Origin of the sequence: Streptomyces tremellae (assembly GCF_039540215.1) — a bacterium.
GTDB classification, from domain to species: domain Bacteria; phylum Actinomycetota; class Actinomycetes; order Streptomycetales; family Streptomycetaceae; genus Streptomyces; species Streptomyces tremellae.
Genome location: NZ_BAABEP010000025.1, coordinates 56337 through 76465 on the forward strand (window position 1 = coordinate 56337; position 20129 = coordinate 76465).

Consider the following 20129-nt stretch of genomic DNA (forward strand, 5'->3'; position numbering starts at 1 on the left):
TACTCCTTCGTGATGGGTGGGGTCGCGCGGGTGCCGGGGCCGAGGCGGCGGGTCGGGGCGCGCGGCCCCCTGGCGGTGCGGCGCCTGGCCGCCGCGCGCGGGGCGGTCACCGCCCGCCCCTCGCGTGCCGGGCGATGTACCGCAGGGCCTGGGCGAACTCCTCGGCCACCCGCCGCACTTCCGCCGTGTCGTGCAGGGCGGGGCGGTGGTGCCAGGTGAAGGCGAGCCGGCCCCCCTGGACGGCGCCGACGACCTCCAGGGGGTGCGAGCCGCCGTCCCTGGGGTCGTGGTCGAGGCCGAGGGAGCCGTGCTGGGCGCGGATCAGCCCGCCCCCGGACGGCCCAGGCCCGGCGTCCCACTGGCCGAGGTAGTTGAACACGACCTGCCCGTGGGCGCCCGCGCCGAGGCTCTCGCGGACGTCGGGCCCGCCGAAGGTCCGCAGGGCCCCGAAGCCGACGCCGCCCCCCGGCACGGCGCGCAGCTGGCGGCGGACCGCCTTCACCAGGGCCCGCCAGTCGCGGTCCGCGTCGAGCCGACCGGGGTCGCCGACCCGGAGGGCCACGGGGTGGACGCTGGTGAACCAGCCGACCGTGCGCGACAGGTCGACGCCGTCCAGCAGGTCCTCGCGGCCGTGGCCCTCCAGGTCGAGCCGTACCCTCTCCTGGCCGCTCCAGCGGGCCAGGGCGAGGGCGAGGGCGGCGAGCAGCACGTCGTTGATGCGGGTGCGGTACGCCGTGGGCGCCGCGCGCAGCAGGGCGCGGGTGTCCTGCTCGTCCAGTTCGACGCCGACCGCCGCGGCCGGGGCCGCGCCGCCGTCCTCGGGCGCGCCGTCCTGCGGGGCGGGCGCGGTCCTCACCGCCTCCTGCCAGTGGGGCAGTTCGTGGTCGAGGCCGCCGCCCGCGACGTGCGCGGACAGGGCGCGGGCCCAGTCGCGGAAGCTGGTGGAGCGCTCCCCCAGGTCGACGGCCGCTCCCTGGCGGGCTTGCCGGTAGGCGGTCTCCAGGTCGTCGGTGAGAATGCGCCAGGAGACCGCGTCCACGACCAGGTGGTGCGCGACGAGCAGCAGGAACGGCGGGCGTCCCGGACCGCCGGTGAACAGGGCGGCCCGCAGCTGCGGGCCGCGGGCCAGGTCGAAGCCCGCGTGCAGTTCGTCGGCGGCCTTCTCCATGGCCGCGTCCGCGTCGTCCGCGGTAAGACCCGACAGATCGTGCCTGACCAGAAGAGGCCCTGGGCCCGCGCGGTAGCCGTCGCCGGCGGGCGGCGGGTTGAACTGCCGCCAGCCGCCGGCGTCTTCGGTGAAGCACATGCGCAGTGCGTCGTGGTGGTCGAGCAGGGCGCGCAGGGCGGTGGCGAGGGCCTCGGGGTCGGCGCCGGCTTCGAGTTCGAGCAGCGCCGACTGGTTGAAGTGGTGGTGGGCGGCGCGCGGGGTGGTCAGGAACCACTCCTGGATGGGAGTGAGCGGCACCTCGCCCGAGACCGGGGCGTCGGTGTGCCGGCGCGGCGCGGTGCGCACGACGCCGGCGAGCGCGCCGAGCGTCTGATGGGTGAAGAGGTCGCGGGTGGCCAGGTGGAGGCCCGCGCGCCGCAGCCGGGAGACGACCTGCATGCTGAGGATGGAGTCGCCGCCCAGGGCGAAGAAGTTGTCTTCTGTGCCGACGCCGGTCACGCCGAGGACGTCGGACCAGATCCTGGCGATCTGGCGCTCCGTGTCGGTGCGGGGCGCGGTGTACGGCCTGCCGTCGTCGTCGGCGGGTACGGGCGCCGGCAGGGCGCGCCGGTCGAGCTTGCCGTTCGGGGTGAGCGGCAGCCGGGCGAGCGGCACGAACAGCGCGGGCACCAGGTGGGCGGGGAGCAGCCCCGCGAGGTGCGCGCGCAGCTCCGCCACGGGCAGCCGTCCCGGCGCTCCCTCCACCGGGCCCGCCGCCGCGTCAGAGGGCGCGTCCGCCCGTCCCGACGCGTCCACCGGGCCCGCCGCCGCGTCCGGGGGCGCGTCCGCCGGGACGACGTACGCGACGAGCCGGGCGGTGGCCCGCTCTCCGCGCGGTCCTTCTGCGCGTACGACGACGGCGGCGTCCCGCACCAGGGGGCTGCGCCGCAGGGCGCTCTCCGTCTCCCCCGGCTCGATGCGGAAGCCCCGCAGCTTGACCTGGTCGTCGGTGCGGCCCGCGTAGACGAGTTGGCCCCCGGTGGTCCAGCGCGCCCGGTCCCCGGTGCGGTACATGCGCTCCCCCGGCGCGCCGAACGGGTCGGCGGGGAAGTGCCGCGCGGTCAGCCCGGGGCGGCCGAGGTAGCCGCGGGCGAGGCCGGGGCCCGCCACGTACAGCTCGCCGATGACGCCGGACGGCACGGGGCGCAGGGCCGCGTCGAGCACGTACAGCCGGGTGGCGCCCGAGGGGCCGCCGATGGGCGGTGCTCCCGCGGCGGGGGCGAGGGGGCCGCTCCAGCTCGCGACGACGGTGGCCTCGGTGGGGCCGTAGGAGTTGATCATCCGGCGGCCGGGCGCCCACTCCTCGACCAGGTCGGCGGGGCAGGCCTCGGCGCCGACGATCAGGGTGCGCAGCGCGGGCAGGCGGGCCGCCGTCCCCGCGGGGAGGGTGGCGAGCGCGGCCGGCGGGATGAGCGTGTGGCTGACGCGCCGCCCGGCGAGCACCTCCGCGAGCCGCTCCCCGACGAGCGGGCCCTCCTCGCCCGTGACCAGGGTGGCGCCTGCGAGCAGGGAGGTGCACAGCTCCAGCACGGAGGCGTCGAAGCTGGGTGAGGCGAACTGGAGCACCCGGTCGCCGGGGCCCGCCGCGTAGTGCTCGCGGGCCGCGGCGGCGAAGGAGGCGAGGCCCCGGTGGGTGACCACCACGCCCTTGGGGGTGCCGGTGGAGCCCGAGGTGTAGATGACGTAGGCCGGGTGGGCGGGGACCAGGGGGGCGGTGCGGTCGGCGTCGGTGAGGGGGGTGCCTGGCCCTTCGGCCGCCCACACCTGTGCCGGGTCGTCGACGGTGTGGCGGGCCCCCGCGTCGCGGATCATGAACTCCCGCCGCTGCCGCGGGTATGCGGGGTCGACCGGCAGGAAGGCGCCGCCCGCCTTGGCGACGGCGAGCTGGGCCACCACGGTGGCGGCCGAGCGGGGCAGGGCGACAGCGACCGTGCGCTCGGGCCCCACGCCGTCCCGGACGAGGCGGCGCGCGAAGTTGCTGGCCGCCCGGTCGAGTTCGGCGTAGGTGACCTCCCGGTCGCCGTCCGCGAGCGCGACCGCGTCCGGGGTGCGGGCCGCCTGCCGCTCGAACAGCTCGGGCAGGGTGGCCTCCGGCGGGGCCGGGGCGTCGCCGAGGCCCGGACGGAGCAGGGCGCGCGAGTCGCCGCCCGGGACCAGCGGCAGGGCGCCCACCGGGCGGGACGGGTCGTCGGCGACGGCGGCGAGCAGGGTGCCGAGCCGGGTGGCGAGGCGCTCGGCGGTGGCCGCGTCGAACAGGTCGGTGTTGTAGGTGAGCAGGCCGCCCAGGGTGCCGTCGTGCGCCTCGGCGAATTCGACGGTGAGGTCGAACGCGGCCTGCCGGGTGTCGCTGTCGACGTCCTCGACGCGCAGGCCCGGCAGGTCGAGCCCCGCTTCCGGGGCGTTCTGCAGGACGACCATGACCTGGAAGAGGGGGCTGCGGGCGGCGTCCCGCACCGGCCGCACCTCGTCCACGACCCGTTCGAAGGGCACGTCCTGGTGGGCCAAGGCGCCTTGGACCGTGTGCCGGACGGCGGCGAGGAAGTCGGTGAACGGCCTGCCGTCCTCGACGCGGGAACGCAGCACGAGCGTGTTGACGAAGAACCCGACGAGCCGCTGGACCTCGGCCCGTTCGCGCCCCGAGGTGACCGTGCCGACGGCGATGTCCCGCTCGCCGGTGAGCCGGGCCAGGTAGGCCTGTACGGCGGCGACCAGCGTGGTGAACAGTGTCGTGCCGTGCTCCCTGGCGAGCCGGGTCAGCCGGGCGGCGGTGCCTGCGGGCACGACCAGGCCGGTGGTGGCGCCGTTGCTGGTGCGCACGGCGGGCCGCGGCCGGTCAGTGGGCAGGTCGAGGGGCGGGGTGTCGGCCAGCTGCCGCTTCCAGTAGGCGAGTTGGGCCTCCGCAGGGGCCGTGTCCAGGGTGCGCTGCCAGTGCGCATAGTCGGCGTACTGCACGGGCAGGGGCGGCAGTTCGCCGCCGTCCGCCCCGAGTTCGGCCCGGTAGAGGTGGGCCAGGTCGCCGAGCAGGACCGAGGTGGACCAGCCGTCGGTGACGATGTGGTGCAGGGCGAGGGTGAGCACGTGGTCGTCGGTGGCGAGCCGGACCAGGCGGGCGCGCAGCAGCGGACCCGTGCGCAGGTCGAAGGGGCGCTCGCGCTCCTCGGCCAGCAGGGCGCGCAGGGCGGGGCCGCGGTCGGCCTCCGGGAGCGCCGACAGGTCGTGCGGCGGCAGCGGTACGGGGCGCGGCGGGTGGACGAGCTGCACGCCGTGGCCGTCGACGCTGTCGAAGGTGGTGCGCAGCGACTCGTGCCGCGCGGCGAGCGCGGTGAGGGCCGTGGTGAGCGCGCCGGAGTCGAGGGGGCCGTGCAGGCGCAGCGCGAGCGCGGTGACGTACTCGGCGCTGCCCGGTGCGAACTCCTCAAGGAACCAGAGGCGTTGCTGGGCGAAGGACATCGGCGCGGCCCCGTCGCGCGCCACCGGGACGATGGGCGGGCGCGCGGCCTCCCGCTGCTCCGCGAGGAGCGCGGCGAGCCCCGCGGGGGTGGGGCGGGTGAGGACGTCCCGGGGGGTGAAGTCGGCGCCGAGGGCGGCGGAGAGGCGCGCGGCGAGCCGGATGCTGAGGATGGAGTCGCCGCCGAGCGTGAAGAAGTCGTCATCGGCGCCCGGCGGTTCGATGCCGAGCACCTCCGCGAAGACCTCGGTGGCCCGGCGCTCGGCCGCGGTGCGCGGCGCGGTGCGCCCGCTGTCGCGCGGTGCCGCGGGCGCCGGGAGCGCGGCGCGGTCGACCTTGCCGTTGGCGCTGAGCGGCAGGGCGCCGAGGGGGACGACGTCGGTGGGCACCAGGTAGTCCGGCAGGGACGCCCCGGCGAACTCCCGCAGCGCCGAGGGGTCCTGGCCCGCGGGGCCGACGACGTAGGCGACAAGCCGCCTGGTGCCCGGGTGGTCCTCGCGGGCCAGCACCGCCGCGTCCGCGACCCCGGGGTGCGTGGCGAGCACGGCCTCGATCTCGCCCGGCTCCACCCGGAAACCGCGGATCTTGACCTGGTCGTCCGCGCGGCCGAGGAACTCCACGGTCCCGTCAGGCAGTCGGCGTGCCAGGTCCCCGGTGCGGTACATGCGGGCGCCGGGCGGACCCGCGGGGTGCGCGAGAAAGCGGGCCGCGGTGTCGCCGGGGCGGCCGAGGTAGCCGCGGGCCACGCCCTCGCCGGAGAGGTACAGCTCGCCCGTGCCGCCCGGCGGCACGGGTCGCAGCCTGCCGTCCAGCACGTGCGCGCGCATGTCGTCGAGGGGCCGGCCGATGGGCACGGGGTCCGGGACGGCCGCAGGGTCGGTGAACGCGCGGGACGTGGCGAAGGTGGTGGTCTCGGTGGGCCCGTAGCCGTCGACGACGGCGAGCCCGGGGCAGGCGGCAAGGACCCGGCGCACGGCCGCGGCGGGGACCACGTCGCCGCCCGTCCACAGCTGCCGCAGTCCGGCGAAGCACTCCGGCGCGTCCTGGGCGAGCAGCCTGAACACCCCGGCCGTCAGCCACAGCGCGGTCAGCCCCTCCCCCACGAGCCGTCGCACCAGGGCCGCGTCGACACCGCCTTGCGGCGCGACGACGACGCGGCCGCCGGACAGCAGCGGCGCCCACACCTCGAAGGTGGCCGCGTCGAACGCCACCGGGGAGTGCAGCAGCACCCGGTCGCACACGCCGCCCGCGAAGCGGCTGTCGGTGGCGAGCGCGGCCACGTCGCGGTGGCGCACGGCCACCGGCTTCGGGCGTCCTGTGGAGCCCGAGGTGAACATCACGTACGCGAGCAGGTCCGGGTCGGCCGGCGGCAGCGGGGGCCGCGGCCCGCCGCTGCCGGCGCGGGAGGCCTCGGCCTCGGCGGCGGTGAGCACGACGCCGGCGCCCGCGGCCGCGAGCAGCACCCGGCGCCGCTCCTCGGGAGCCCGGACGTCGACGGGCACATAGGCACCGCCCGCCGCGACCACCGCGAGCTGCGCGGCGACGAGCGCGGCGGAGCGCTCCATCAGCAGGGCGACCCGGTCTTCGGGGGCGAGGCCGCCCGCCACCAGCCGGGCCGCGAGCCGGCCCGCCCACTCGGCGAGCTGACGGTAGGTCAGTACCGTGGCGCCGTCGTGCACGGCGACCGCGTCCGGGGTACGGCGGGCCTGCTCGGCGAAGAGGTCCACGGGACTGCGCGGCTCCGCCGCGCGGGCCGGGACGTCCCAGGACGCGAGCAGCCGCCGGTCTTCGGGGGCGAGCGCGTCCAGATCGTCCAGGTCGCCGTCGAGGCCGTCCGCGAACGCGGTCAGTACCCCGGAGAAGCGCGCCACGGCGCGCTCGACGGTCGCCGGGTCGAACAGCGCGGGGTCGTAGGCCAGGTCGAAGCCGAGGCGCTCCGCGAGGTGGGCGCGCAGGCACCAGGGGAACGTGGCCGCGTCGTCGGCCCGCACCCCGGCCACCCGCACGCCGGTACGGGCCGCCGCCGACTCGTCGACGGGGTAGTTCTCGAACACCACCATGCTGTCGAACAGGGCTTCGCCCTGCGGCACTTCGGTGAGCGCCTGGATCCGGGGCAGGGCGAGGTGGTCGAAGCCGCGGGCCTCGTTCTGCGCCTCCTGCACACCGCGCAGCCAGGGCAGCACGCCGCCGTCCGGCAGCGGGACCCGGGTGGGCACGGTGTTGATGAACATCCCGATCATGCCTTCCACGCCCGGCAGTTCGGCCGGGCGCCCGGACACGGTGGTGCCGAAGACCACGTCGTCCCGGCCGCCGCAGCGGCCGAGCAGCAGCGCCCAGGCCGCCTGCACAAGGGTGTTGACGGTCAGTCCCGCGCCGGCCGCGGCCCGCCGCAGCCGCCCCGACACCGCCTCGTCCAGCTCGTGGCGTACGAGGGCGGTGGCGCGGGCGCGGTGCGCACGGCCCGGCGCCCTGTCGTACGGCAGCGGGGTGCGGGCGGCGAACCCGGCAAGCGCGCCCGCCCAGTGGCGCTCGGCGGCCGACTCGTCCTGCTCGCCGAGCCAGCGCACGAAGTCCGCGAACGGCCGCCGGGCCGACGGCGTGGCCTGCGGGCCCCCGGTGAGCGCCGCGTAGCGCTCGCACACCTCGGTGAGGAGCTGTCCTGTGCTCCAGCCGTCGAGCGCGATGTGGTGGGTGGACCACAGCAGCAGCACCTCGTCGCCGGGGAGCGCGGCCAGGGCGAGCCGGGTCAGCGGCGCGGTGGTGAGGTCGAGAGGCTCGGCCCTGTCCTCGGCGAGGAGCCGCTCGGTGTGCTCCGCCTGCCGCGTGGGCGTGAGTGTGCGCCAGTCCAGGTGGCGTACGGGCAGGTCGGCGCGGCGGTGCACCACCTGGACCGGGTGCGGCAGGTCGCGCCAGTGCACGCTGGTGCGCAGCGCGGGGGTCCGGTCGGCGACCTGCTGCCACGCGGTGGCGAACGCCTCAGGGTCCGCAACCCCGGCCAGCCGTACCGCGATCCGGTCGAAGTAGGCGCCCTCGGCGTCCACCAGGGAGTGAAAGAGCATCCCGGACTGGAGCGGGGTGAGCGGCAGGACGTCCTCGACGTGCCGCCCGTCACCGACGAGCCGGTCGAGGCTCTCCTGCCCGAGGCCCGCGAGGGGGAAGTCCGAAGGCGTGCGGCCGCCCGCGCCGGGCTCCGCGCAGTGGGCCGCGATCTCCCTAAGCGCCGCCGCCATGTCCTCGGCGAGGGCCCGGACGGTGGCCTCGTCGTGGACGCGGGCCGGGTAGGTCCAGCCGAGTTCGAGCCGCCCGTGCTGCACGACCCCCGTGATGTCCAGGGTGTAGGGGCGCGGCGTTTCGGGGTCGGTGTCGCGGCCGGTCGGGGCGAGCGCGCCGCGCAGCAGGCCCTCACCGCTGCCGCCGCCCGCGTCCCACTGGCCGTGGTAGTTGAAGCCGACCCGGGGGGCGGGCGAGCCGACGAGCGGGCTCCCGGGCAGCAGGTGGCGCAGGGCACCGTGGCTCAGGCCGCGGTGCGGTACGGCCCGCAGCTGCTCCTTGACCGAGCGGAGCGTGGCGCGCCAGGGCGCGCCGGGGTCGACGCGCAGCGCGAGCGGGTACTCGGCGGTGAACCAGCCCACCGTGCGGGACAGGTCCACGTCGGTGAAGAGGTCCTCGCGCCCGTGCCCCTCGACGCCGATCAGCACGGTGTCCCGGCCGCACCACCGGGCGAGGGTGCGGCCGAGGGCGCTGAGCAGGACGTCGGCCACCTGGGTGCGGTAGACCTCGGGGACCCGGCGCAGCAGGGCGCCGGTCGTCTCCGCGTCCAGGGTGGTGGTGACGGTCGCGGAGGTGCCGTACGTGTCGGGACCCGGCCGGCCCGCGGGCAGTTCTGCCGGGGCCTCGGCGGTGCGCAGCCAGTGGGCGAGGTCGGCGTCGAAGGCGCCGGCGCGGGTGTGTTCCGCGAGGCGGGCCGCCCAGCGGCCGGGGGCGGTGCCGGCGGGCGGCAGGCCGGCGGGCAGGCCGGCCGCGGCCGCCCCGTGGGCGGCGGCCAGGTCGGCGGGCAGGATGCGCCAGGAGACCCCGTCGATCACCAAGTGGTGTGCGGTGATGATGAGTTGGGCTGGGCGCACTGGGCCCCTTTCGAGGAGCAGGAAGCGGACGACCCGGCCGGTTTCCGGGTCGAGTCCGGCCTGGGCGCGGTCGGTGAGCCGGTGGGCCTCCGCCTCGGCACCCGCGTCGTCGAGCCCGGTGAGGTCGTGCCGGCTGAGGACGGTGCCGGGCGCCGCGGGCAGCACCTCCTGGTGCCAGCCCGCGCCGGTGCGCGTGAAGCGGGTGCGCAGCGCCGGGTGCCGTGCCACGACGGCGTCGGCGGCCCGGCCGAGTGCCTCGGCGCCGGTGCCGGGGGGCAGCGCGAAGCGCTGGGTCATGGTGAAGCGCGGCAGGCCGCCGGGGCGGCGGCCCTCCAGGTACCAGTGCTGGATCGGGGTGAGCGGCGCGGGGCCGACGGGATCCTCGCGCGTACCGGGGTGCCCCGGGGCCGTTTCGGCGGCGCGCAGGGCGAGTTCGGCGACGGTCTGGTGCCGGAAGACGTCCTTCGCGCTCAGCGCGATCCCGGCCTGGCGGGCGCGCGAGACGATCTGGATGCTGAGGATGGAGTCGCCGCCCAGCGCGAAGAAGTTGTCGCGGGCGCCGACGCGTTCGACGCCGAGCACGTCGGCCCAGATGGCGGCGATGCGCTCCTCGGTGCCCGCGGCGGGGGCGACGTACGCCGCGCCGCCCTCCGGGCGCGCCGGCGGGTCGGGCAGGGCGCGCCTGTCGGTCTTGCCGCCCGCGGTGCGCGGTATGCGCTCCAGCGGGACGAACACGGTCGGCACCAGGTGGTCGGGCAGGGTATGCCGCAGCCGCAGCCGCAGGCCGTCCGCCGACAGCTCCCGGCCGGGCGCGGCCACCACGTGGGCGACCAGCGCCGGGCGGCCGGCGTGCTCGCGTGCGCCCACCGCGGCGTCTGCGACCTCCGGCAGGGCGAGCAGGGCGGCCTCCACCTCGCCCGGCTCGATGCGGAAGCCGCGGATCTTGACCTGGTCGTCGGCCCTGCCGAGGAAGGCGAGCAGCCCCGCGTCGTCCCAGCGGGCCAGGTCGCCCGTGCGGTACATCCGCTCCCCCGGCGGCCCGAACGGGTCGGGCAGGAAGCGGGCGGCGGTCAGGCCCGGCAGGTTCAGGTAGCCGCGGGCCACCTGCGCGCCCGCGAGGTACAGCTCGCCCGGTGTGCCGGGCGGCACAGGACGCAGTGCGCCGTCGAGCACGTACGCGCGCAGTCCACCGCCGGGGCGGCCGATGACCGGGCGCCCCGGGCTTTCGGCGCACGGGCCGTAGACCGCGTCGACGGTGCACTCGGTGGGGCCGTACATGTTGTACACGGCGGTGCCGTGTGCGCGGTGGGCCGCGACCAGTTCGCGCCAGGCGGGCGCGGAGAGCGGCTCGCCGCCGACGAGCAAAAGCCGCGGATGGTGGCGGCCGGGTGCGAGGAGTCCTGCGGCGAGGAGTTCGCGCAGGAAGGTGGGGGTGACGTTGACCAGGTCGAGGCGTTCCCTGTCGACCTGGGCGCAGAACGCCTCGGGGTCGAGGCGGGTGTCGTCGTCGATCAGGTGGACCTGCTGCCCGAGGGCGAGGAGCAGCGGCCCCTCCCAGGAGGTGTCGAAGGAGAAGGACGCGCTGAGCGCGGCCCGCAGCCGGGCGCCCCCTTCGGTGTGGGGTTCGACGAGGGAGGCGCGGTGGTCGAGGCAGAGGTTGACCAGCTGCCGGTGTTCCACGGCGACGCCCTTGGGGCGTCCGGTGGAGCCCGAGGTGTAGACGGCGTACGCGGTGTCGGCGGGCCGCAGCGGCCGGGTGCGCTCCGCGTCGGTGGGGTCGGTCGCGGGGAGTCCTTCGGGTACGGCGGCGAGCGCGGCCTCGTCGAGGACCAGCGCGGGGCGCGCGTCGTCCATGAGGAGGCGGACGCGTTCCGCGGGCAGCTCCGGGTCGAGGTGGAGCAGGGCGGCGCCCGCCTTGGACACGGCGAGGAGGGCGACCAGGAGGCGGGAGGTGCGCGGCAGGCGGACGGCGACCACGGAGTCGGGGCCCGCTCCCCGGCCGATGAGGTGGTGGGCGAGTCGGTTGGCGCGCGCGTTGAGGGTGGCGAAGTCGAGGGTGGCATCGGGCGCGACCAGCGCGGTGCGGTGCGGCGTACGGGCGGCCTGCGCCTCGAAGAGCGCGGGGAAGGTCGTGCGGGGCGGGGGCAGTTGACGGCCCCGGCCGATCCTGAGCAGGCGCTGCGCCTCGGCGCCCGTCATCAGCGGCAGGGCGCCGACGGCGCGGTCCGGGTCCTCGGCCGCCGCCTCCAGCAGGATCCGCAGCCGGTCGGCGAGGCTCTCGGCGGTGGCCCGGTCGAACAGGCCCGTGTCGTACTCCAGATGGCCGGTGAGGGCACCGTCCCGCTCCACGAAGTCGAAGGCCAGGTCGTAGGAGGCGTGCCGGACCGGCGGGGTCACCGGCTCGACGGCGAGTCCTGGCAGCGCGGGCGCCTCGGCGCCGAGGTTGTGCAGGGCGACCATGACCTGGAACAGCGGGGTGCGGCTGGTGTCGCGCTCGGGCGCGAGGGCGTCCACGACCCGCTCGAAGGGGACGTCCTGGTGGGCGGTGGCGTCCAGGACGGCGGTGCGGGTCTCGGCGAGCAGGGCACGGAACGGCAGGTCGGGCCGCACCCGGGCGCGCAGGACGAGGGTGTTGACGAACATGCCGACGACGTCGTGGAGTTCGGGCCGGTCGCGGCCCGCGGTGACGGTGCCGACCGCGATGTCGTCCTGGCCGCTCCAGCGGGCCAGCAGGACCTGGCAGGCCGCCAGCAGTGTCATGAAGAGGGTCGCGTCCGCCGCCCTGCCGCACGCCCGCAGCCGGTCGGTGAGCGCGGCGGGCAGGGTGAAGGTGACCAGGGCGCCGTCGCGGCCGCGTACGGCGGGGCGCGGCCGGTCGGTCGGCGGTTCGAACGGTGTCACGCCGTCCAGTACGCGGCGCCAGTAGGCGAGTTGGCCGTCGGCGTCGGCGGTGCGGGCGCGCTGCCAGGCCGCCCAGTCGCCGTACCGCACGGGCAGGGCGGGCAGTTCGGGGCGGCGCCCTTCGCGGGCCGCCGTGTACAGCTCGCCGAGGTCGCGGCCGAGCACGCCCATGGACCAGCCGTCGGTGACGATGTGGTGCACGGCGAGGACGAGGACGTGCTCCTCGGGGTCCCGGCCGGTGAGGCGGGCGAGGCGGGCGCGCAGCAGCGGTCCCGCACCGAGGTCGAAGGGCCTTTCGGCCTCGCTCTCCACGAGGGCGTCGAGGGCCTCGGCGTCCGCGCACTCCTCCGTGCGCAGCGCGACCTGGGCGGGCGGGTGGACGATCTGCCGTGCCCCGCCGTCCTGTTCCGCGAAGGTGGTGCGCAGGGACTCGTGCCGGGCGACGAGTCCTTCGAGGGCCGTGCGCAGGGCTGCCCGGTCGAGCGGCCCCGTCAGGCGCAGCACCGAGAGGGTGGTGTACTCGGTGCTGCCCGGCTCGAAGCGGTCGAGGAACCACAGCCGCTGCTGGGCGGGCGAGAGCGGCGCGGGGGCGCCGGGGGCGGAGGCCGGGACGGCGTCGGCCGGGCCGGCCGGGGCGCCCGAGGCCTCGCCGAGCGCGTCCGCGAGGCGGGACAGGGTCGGGTGGGTGAACAGCAGCCGGGGTGAGATCTCCGCGCCGAAGGAGGCGCGCAGCCGGGAGACGACGCGGACGGCCAGGATGGAGTCGCCGCCGAGGGCGAAGAAGTCGTCGTCGGCGGCGATCTCGCCGGTGCCGAGCACGTCGGCCCAGGCGGCGGCGACGAGCCGCTCCGCGGCGGTGCGGGGCGCGGTGCGGCCGGCCGCGGTCGCGAAGCCCTCGGGGCCCGGCGCGGGCAGGGCGCGCCGGTCGAGCTTGCCGTTGGGGGTGAGCGGCAGGGCCGCCATCGGCACATACGCGGCGGGCACCATGTGCGGGGGCAGGAGTTCCCGCAGGTGGGCGCGGAGCGCGGCGGCGGGCGGCGGCAGGGTCGCGGCGCCTGCGCCGACGATGTGCGCCACGAGGCGCCGGGTGCCCGCGGCGTCCTCGTACACACCGACCGCCGCGGCGCCGACGCCCGGGTGGCCGTGCAGGGCGGCCTCGATCTCCCCGGGCTCGATGCGGTAGCCGCGGACCTTCACCTGCTGGTCCGCGCGGCCCAGGTACTCCAGGGTGCCGTCCGCGCGCCTGCGGGCGCGGTCCCCGGTGCGGTACATGCGGGTGCCTGGGCGGCCGAAGGGGTCGGCGGGGAAGCGGGCCGCGGTCAGGCCCGGCCGGTGCAGATAGCCGCGGGCCAGGCCCTCCCCCGCGACGTACAACTCGCCGACGGCGCCCGGCGGTACGACGTTCAGCGCGTCGTCGAGCAGATAGGTGCGCAGGTCGGGGATGCCGGTGCCGACGGGGCTCGCGGCGCCTGCGCCGAGCGCCGCGCGGTCGAGGGGAGCGTAGGTGACGTGCACGGTGGTCTCGGTGATGCCGTACATGTTCACCAGGCGCGGCGCGGTGTCGGGGTGCCGGTCGTACCAGCCGGCGAGCCGGGACACGTCGAGCGCCTCACCGCCGAGGACGACGGTGCGCAGGGCGAGCCGGCCACCGGTCGCGGGGTGTTCTGCGTCGGCGCGGATCAGCGGGTAGAAGGCGGACGGGGTCTGGCTGAGCACGGTGACCCGCTCCTCGGCGAGCAGCCGCAGGAAGTCCTCGGGCGAGCGCGCGGTGTCCTCAGGGACGACGACGAGCCGGCCGCCGTGCAGCAGCGGGCCCCACAGCTCCCAGACGGAGAAGTCGAAGGCGTACGAGTGGAACATCGTCCACACGTCGGTGTGGTCGAAGCCGAACCAGGGCCGGGTGCGGCCGAAGAGGCGGACCACGTTGGCGTGCGGGACGACGACGCCCTTGGGCAGGCCGGTGGAGCCCGAGGTGTGGATGGCGTAGGCGGGGCTCTGCGGCAGCGGGCGGTGCGCCGGATCCGCGGGTCCTGCCGCGGGGCGGCGGGCGAGGTCGGCGCGGACCGCCGGGTCGTCGAGGCGCAGCACGGGCACACCGCCGCCGGGGGCGGGCGCGGCGGTGACGAGGGCCACGGGGGCGGCGTCGGCGAGCAGCCGTCCGACGCGTTCCGCGGGCAGCGCGGGGTCCATGGGCAGGTAGGCGGCGCCGGTCTTGAGGACGGCGAGCACGGCGACGACGAGGTCGGTGGAGCGCGGCAGGGCGAGGGCGACGTACCGCTCGGGCCGCGCGCCGAGTTCGGCGAGACGGTGGGCGAGCCGGCCTGCGCGCGCGTCGAGTTCCGCGTAGTCGAGGCGGTCGCCGCCGCAGCTGACGGCCTGCGCGCGCGGGGTGCGCGCGGCCTGCGCCTCGAACAGGTCCACCAGGGTCTCGGCGGGCGCGCCCTCCTCCGTGCCGTTCCACTCGGTGAGGATGCGCCGCCGCTCGTCCGCGGTGGTCAGCGCGAGGGACGCGAGCGGCCGACCGGGGTCGTCGGCGAGTTCCGTGAGCAGCAGGCACAGCCGCCCCGCCAGGTCGGCGGCGGTGGCCGCGTCGAACAGCGCGGGGTCGTAGGCGAGGTCGAAGCCGAACCGCTCGCCCTGGTAGGCGCGCAGCACCAGTGCGTAGTTGGTGGCGTCGCGACTGGACACCCCGGCGAGCCGCACCCCGGTCCTCGCCGAACGGGCCTCGTCGAAGGGGTAGTTCTCGAAGGCGACCATGCTGTCGAAGAGGGCGCCGCCGGACGGCACGTCGCTCAGGCCGGTCAGTTCAGCGAGAGAGACGGCGGCGAAGCGGCGCGCCTCGGCCTGCGCCTCCTGGAGCTCGCGCAGCCAGTCGGCGGCGGTACGGCCCCCGGTGACGCGGACCCGGGTCGGCAGGGTGTTGATGAACATGCCGACCATGTCCTCGGCGCCCGGCAGGTCGTCGGGGCGCCCGGAGACCGTGGTCCCGAACAGCACGTCGGGCTCGGCCGCGTACCGGGAGAGCAGCAGCGCCCAGGCGCCCTGGACGACGGTGCCGAGGGTGAGCCCCTCGGCGCGTGCGGTACGGGCGAGGCGCGCGGAGACCTCGTCGGAGAGCGCCGCGGGGTGCACGGCGGTGGAGCGGGTCTCGTGGCCGGCGGGCCGCACGCGGTCGGTGGGCAGCGGGGTGGGGGTGGCGAAGCCGTCGAGGACGTCGCGCCAGTGGGCGCGCGCGGCCTCGCCGTCCTGCTCGGCGAGCCAGCGCACGTAGTCGCCGAAGGGCGGCCGGGCGGGCGGCGTGTGGTCGGTGCCGCCGGCGAGGGCCGCGTACTCGGCGAACACGTCGGTGAGGACCTGGGCCATGCTCCAGCCGTCGAGTATCAGGTGATGGGAGGTCCACAGGAGGTGCAGGCGCGCGTCGGGCAGCCGGACGAGGGTGAGCCGCATCAGGGGCGCCGTGCCCAGGTCGAGGCCGCGCGCGAGGTCGTCGGCGCGCAGCCGCTCCAGGCGTGCGGCGCGCTCCTCGGCGTCCACCGCGCGCCAGTCGAGAATCTCGACGGGCACCTGGACGCGGCGGTGCACGACCTGGAGCGGGGCGGGCACGCCCTCCCAGACGACGGAGGTGCGCAGCGCGGGGGTGCGGTCGGCGACCCGCTGCCAGGCGGCGGCGAACGCCCGGGGGTCCGCGACCCCTTCGAGGAGCAGGGCGGCCTGGTCGAGGTAGACGTCGTCGGCGCCGCCCACCAGCCGGTGGAAGAGCATGCCCTCCTGGAGCGGGGTGAGCGGCAGCAGGTCGGCCACGGCGCGGCCGTCGCCCGCGAGGCGGTCCACCGCCGCCTGGTCGAGCCCGGCGAGCGGGAAGTCGGAGGGGGTGCGCCCGCCCGCGCCCGGCTGCGCGCAGTGCTCGGCCACCTCGGTGAGCGCCCGCAGCATGCCGTCGGCGAGGGCCCGCACGGTGGGCTCCCTGTGCACCTGGTCGCTGTAGTGCCAGGTGATCTCCAGCGCGCCGCCGACGACCACGGCGGACACGTCGAGCAGGTGGTCGAGGGGCTCCGCGGGGTCGATGTCGCCCGGCGGCACGTCGCCCGCGGGGGCGAAGTCCCCTCCCGCCGCGGCCTCCCACTGCCCGTGATAGGTGAAGGACACCTGCGGCAGGGGGAGTTCACGCAGGGCTCGCGCCTCGGGCGCGGACGAGCCGAGGCGGGCGAGCGCCTCGTACCCGAGGCCGCGCCGCGGCACGGCGCGCAGCGCCTCCTTGACGGACTTCAGGGTGGCGGCCCAGTCGGGCGCGCCCTGCGGGCCGCCGGGGGTGAGGGTGACCGGGTACTGGCTGGTGAACCAGCCGACGGTGCGGGAGAGGTCGGCGCCCTCGACGAGGTGGTCCTCGCGGCCGTGCCCTTCGAGCGCGACGGTGACCCGCGGGGTGCCGGCCCAGTCGGCGAGCACCCGGCCGAGCGCGCTCAGCAGCACGTCGTTGACCTGGGTGCGGTAGACGCCCGGCACCCGGCGCAGCAGCGCGTCGGTGGTGGCCGGGTCCAGCCGGCCGCGCACCGTGCGCACGGAGCCGGCGAGCGGGGTGCCCGCCAGGTCGACGGGGAGCGGGGCCCGGGGCCGCGCCGCCTCCGCGCTCCAGTGCGGCAGGTCGGCGTCGAGCCCGCCCGAGCGTACGAGCCCGGCGAGTCCGCGCGCCCACGCGGTCAGCGGGGTCTGCTCGGGCCCGGGGCGCGGGTCCTCGCCTGCCGCGGCCCGCCGGTAGGCCTGTTCGAGGTCGGCGAGGAGGACGCGCCAGGAGACGCTGTCCACAGCGAGGTGATGGGCCGTCAGGAACAGTCGCGGGCGGCCCCCTTCGGCCGCGGGCAGCAGCGCGGCGCGCAGCAGGGCCCCGGTCTCGGGGTCGAGTCCCGCGCGTGCCGCCTCGGCGGCCTCCGCCACGTCCGCGCCGTCGTGGCGGGTGAGGAGCCCGGTCGCGGGGCACGCGCCCGGGTGCTGCCGCCACGTGTCGCCTTCGCGGATGAACCGGGCGCGCAGCGCGGGGTGTTGGGTGACGACCGCGTCGAGTGCGCGGGTCAGGGACCGCTCGTCCAGGTCGCGGGGGAGGCTCAGCAGCATCGACATGGCGAAGCGGCGCAGCGGGCCGTGCGTGGCGAGGAACCACTCCTGGACGGGGGTGAGCGGTCCTGGGCCCGTGTCCTGGGGGCGGCGGGGCGCGGGGACGGGCGCGGCGCGGCGGGAGGCGGCGGCGGCGAGCCCCGCGACGGTCTGGTGGCGGAAGACGTCCTGCGAGGACAGGTGGAGGCCGGCGGCGCGGGCCCGGGAGACGGCCTGGATGCTGAGGATCGAGTCGCCGCCCAGCTCGAAGAAGTTGTCGGTGGCGCCCACCGCGCGCACGCCGAGCACGTCGGCCCAGATCGCGGCGAGTGTCCGCTCCTGCGGGGTGCGCGGCGCGGTGAACTCCCTTGCCCTGCCGGCTGCTTCGGGGTCGGGTGCGGGCAGTGCGCGGCGGTCGAGCTTGCCGCTGACGGTGAGCGGGAGCGCGTCGAGCGGCGTGAAGGAGGACGGCACCATGTGGTCGGGCAGGACCTGGAGCAGCGCGGCGCGCAAGGCGGCGGGGCCGGGCACCTCGGCGCCCGGCTCGGGCACGGCGTAGGCGGCGAGCCTGAGGTGGCCCCGGTGGTCGGGGGCCGCGACGACCGCGGCGGCAGCGACCTCCGGCAGCGCGAGCAGGGCGGCCTCCACCTCGCCCGGCTCGATGCGGTGGCCGCGGACCTTGACCTGGTCGTCGGCGCGGCCGAGGTGGTCGAGGCGCCCGTCGGCGGTCCAGCGCGCCAGGTCGCCGGTGCGGTACATGCGGGCACCGGGCGGGCCGTACGGGTCGGGCAGGAAGCGGGCGGCCGTCAGGCCTGCGCGCCGGACGTAGCCGCGGGCCAGCTGCTCGCCCGCCAGGTACAGTTCGCCGCCGACACCGGGCGGCACCGGCTGGAGCCTGCCGTCGAGCACGTAGGCGCGGACGTGGGGCAGGGGGCGGCCGACCAGCGGCCGGTCCGCCCCGTCGATCCGGCAGGACAGCGCGTCGACCGTGCACTCGGTGGGGCCGTAGAAGTTGTACGCGGCCACCTCGGGGTGCGCGGCGAGTTCGCGCCAGAGCGCGGCGCCGATCGGCTCGCCGCCGAGCATGAGGACCCGGGGGCGGTGGCGCGGGTCGGTGAGCAGGCCCGCGGGCAGCAGGCGGTTCAGGTAGGACGGGGTGAGGTCGAGGAAGTCGATCCGGTGGTCGACGACGTACTCGACCAGGGCTGCCGGGTCCATCCTTGTCGTCTCGTCCACCAGGTGCAGGGGGTGGCCCTCGGCCAGCAGCAGTACGCCTTCGAGGGACGTGTCGAAGGAGAAGGAAGCGGTGAGCGCCACCCGCAGCGGCCCGCCGCCCGCCTCGGCGACGAACCCGGCGCGGTGCGCGGCGAGCAGGTGCGCGAGGGCGCGGTGCTCCACGGCGACGCCCTTGGGGCGTCCGGTGGAGCCCGAAGTGTGGATGACGTACGCGGTGTTGTCCGGCCGCAGCGGACGGGTCCGCTCGGCGTCGGTGGGGTCGCTCTCCGGGAGCCCTTCGGGTACGGCGGCGAGCGCGGCCTCGTCGAGGACCAGCGCGGGGCGCGCGTCGTCCAGCAGGAAGCGGACGCGCTCCGCCGGCAGGGCCGTATCGAGCGGCAGGTAGCCCGCGCCCGCCTTCCACACGGCGAGGATCGCCGTGATCATGTCGGCGGTGCGCGGCAGCCGCAGCGCGACCAGCCGCTCCGGTCCCGCGCCGAGGCCGATGAGGTGGTGGGCGAGCCGGTTGGCGCGGGCGTTGAGGGTGGCGTAGTCGAGCCGTTCGCCGCCCGCGACCAGGGCGAGCGCGCCGGGGGTGCGGGCCGCGCGCCGCTCGAAGAGGCGCGGGTGGGGCGTGGTGGTGGTGTCGACGGGGCGGGCAGCGGCGTTCCAGTCGCGGGTGACCTGCCGTACCTCGCGCTCGGACAGCAGCGGCAGGGTGGCGAGCGGCCTGCCGGGGGCGGCGGCAGCCGCGGCGAGCAGCCGCAGCAACTGGTCCGCCACGCGCCGGACGGTGTCGGGTGCGAACAGGTCGGTGCGGTATTCGAGCAGCCCCGTCAGGGCGTCGCCGTCCGGTACGAACTCGACGCTGAGGTCGAAGGTCGCGGACCTCCGGGGCACGGCGACCGGGGTGAGGGTGAGGCCACGCGGCGCCGCGGCGGCGGCCGGCGGGTCGGGGTGCAGCAGGACCATCACGTCGAACAGCGGGTTGCGGCCCGCCTCGCGGGGCGCTCCGACCGCCTCGACGACCCGCTCGAAGGGGGTGTCGCCGTGCGCGAACGCGTCGCCCACGGTGTCGGCGGTCCTGGCCAGCAGGTCGTGGAAACAGTCGCCCGCGAGGACCGGGGTGCGCAGCACCACGGTGTTGACGAAGAAGCCGACCGCGCGCTCCAGGTCGGTACGGGAGCGGCCGGGTGTCAGCGAGCCCACAACGCTCTCGTCCTGGCCCGACCAGCGGGCGAGCAGCGCCTGGACGGCGGCGACCAGGGCGGTGTGCAGCGTGGTGTGGTGCCGCCCGGCGAGTGCGCGGAGCGCGCCGGTGAGTTCGGCGGGGACGGTGAAGGTGTGGACGGCGCCCGCGCCCGCCTCGGCGCCCCGCCGGGGCCCGTCCAGCGGGAGCTCCGCGGGCGCGGCGCCCGCCAGCTTCTCTTTCCAGTACGCGAGATGGTGTTCCAGCCGGTCCCCTGCCAGCTGTTCGCGCTGCCAGAGCGCGAAGTCCGGGTACTGCGTCGCGACCGGGGGCAGCTCCGGTGTGCCGCCGCGCGCCAGGGCCTCGTAGGCGGTGCACAGCTCGTCGAGGACGATGCCCATGGACCAGCCGTCCGTGACGATGTGATGGGCCGTCAGCAGCAGGATGTGCGCGGTGGGCGACTCGCGCAGCAGCAGGGCCCGCAGCAGGGGCCCCGCGCCCAGGTCGAAGGGGGCGGAGTACGCGGCGAGCAGCGCCTCGTCCCTGCCGTCCGCGGTGACGTCCCTGACGGGCAGCGGCACGGGCCCCGCCGGGTGCACGGTCTGCTCGGGCCGCCCCTCGGTCTCCTCGAAGGTGGTGCGCAGCGCCTCGTGCCTGGCGACGACCGCGGCGAGGGCGCGCTCCAGCGCGGTGCGGTCGAGGGTGCCGGAGAGGCGCACCGCGACCGCGCTGTTGTAGCGGGCGTCACCGGGGTGCAGCCGGTCGAGGAACCACAGCCGCTGCTGGGCGAAGGACAGGGGCAGCGGGCGGGTGCGGTCCGCGCGGGGGACGGCGGCGGGCGCGCCGCCGGGGGCTCGTCCCGCGAGCCGCCGGCGCAGGGCCTCGCGCAGTTCCTCGGGCAGCGCTTGCGCGCGCTCTGTCCTGGAGGGCTCCGAAGACGTCATGGTCGTCGCTTCC

1 protein-coding gene is annotated in these 20129 nt (G+C 77.0%); it reads right to left on the reverse strand.

Annotated features, from left to right (window positions below; translation table 11 throughout):
* Positions 1-106 precede the first annotated feature (106 nt).
* Complete coding sequence (locus tag ABEA77_RS18485) at positions 107-20116, reverse strand: non-ribosomal peptide synthase/polyketide synthase (protein ID WP_345648476.1); 20010 nt, start codon at positions 20114-20116, stop codon at positions 107-109.
* Positions 20117-20129 lie beyond the last annotated feature (13 nt).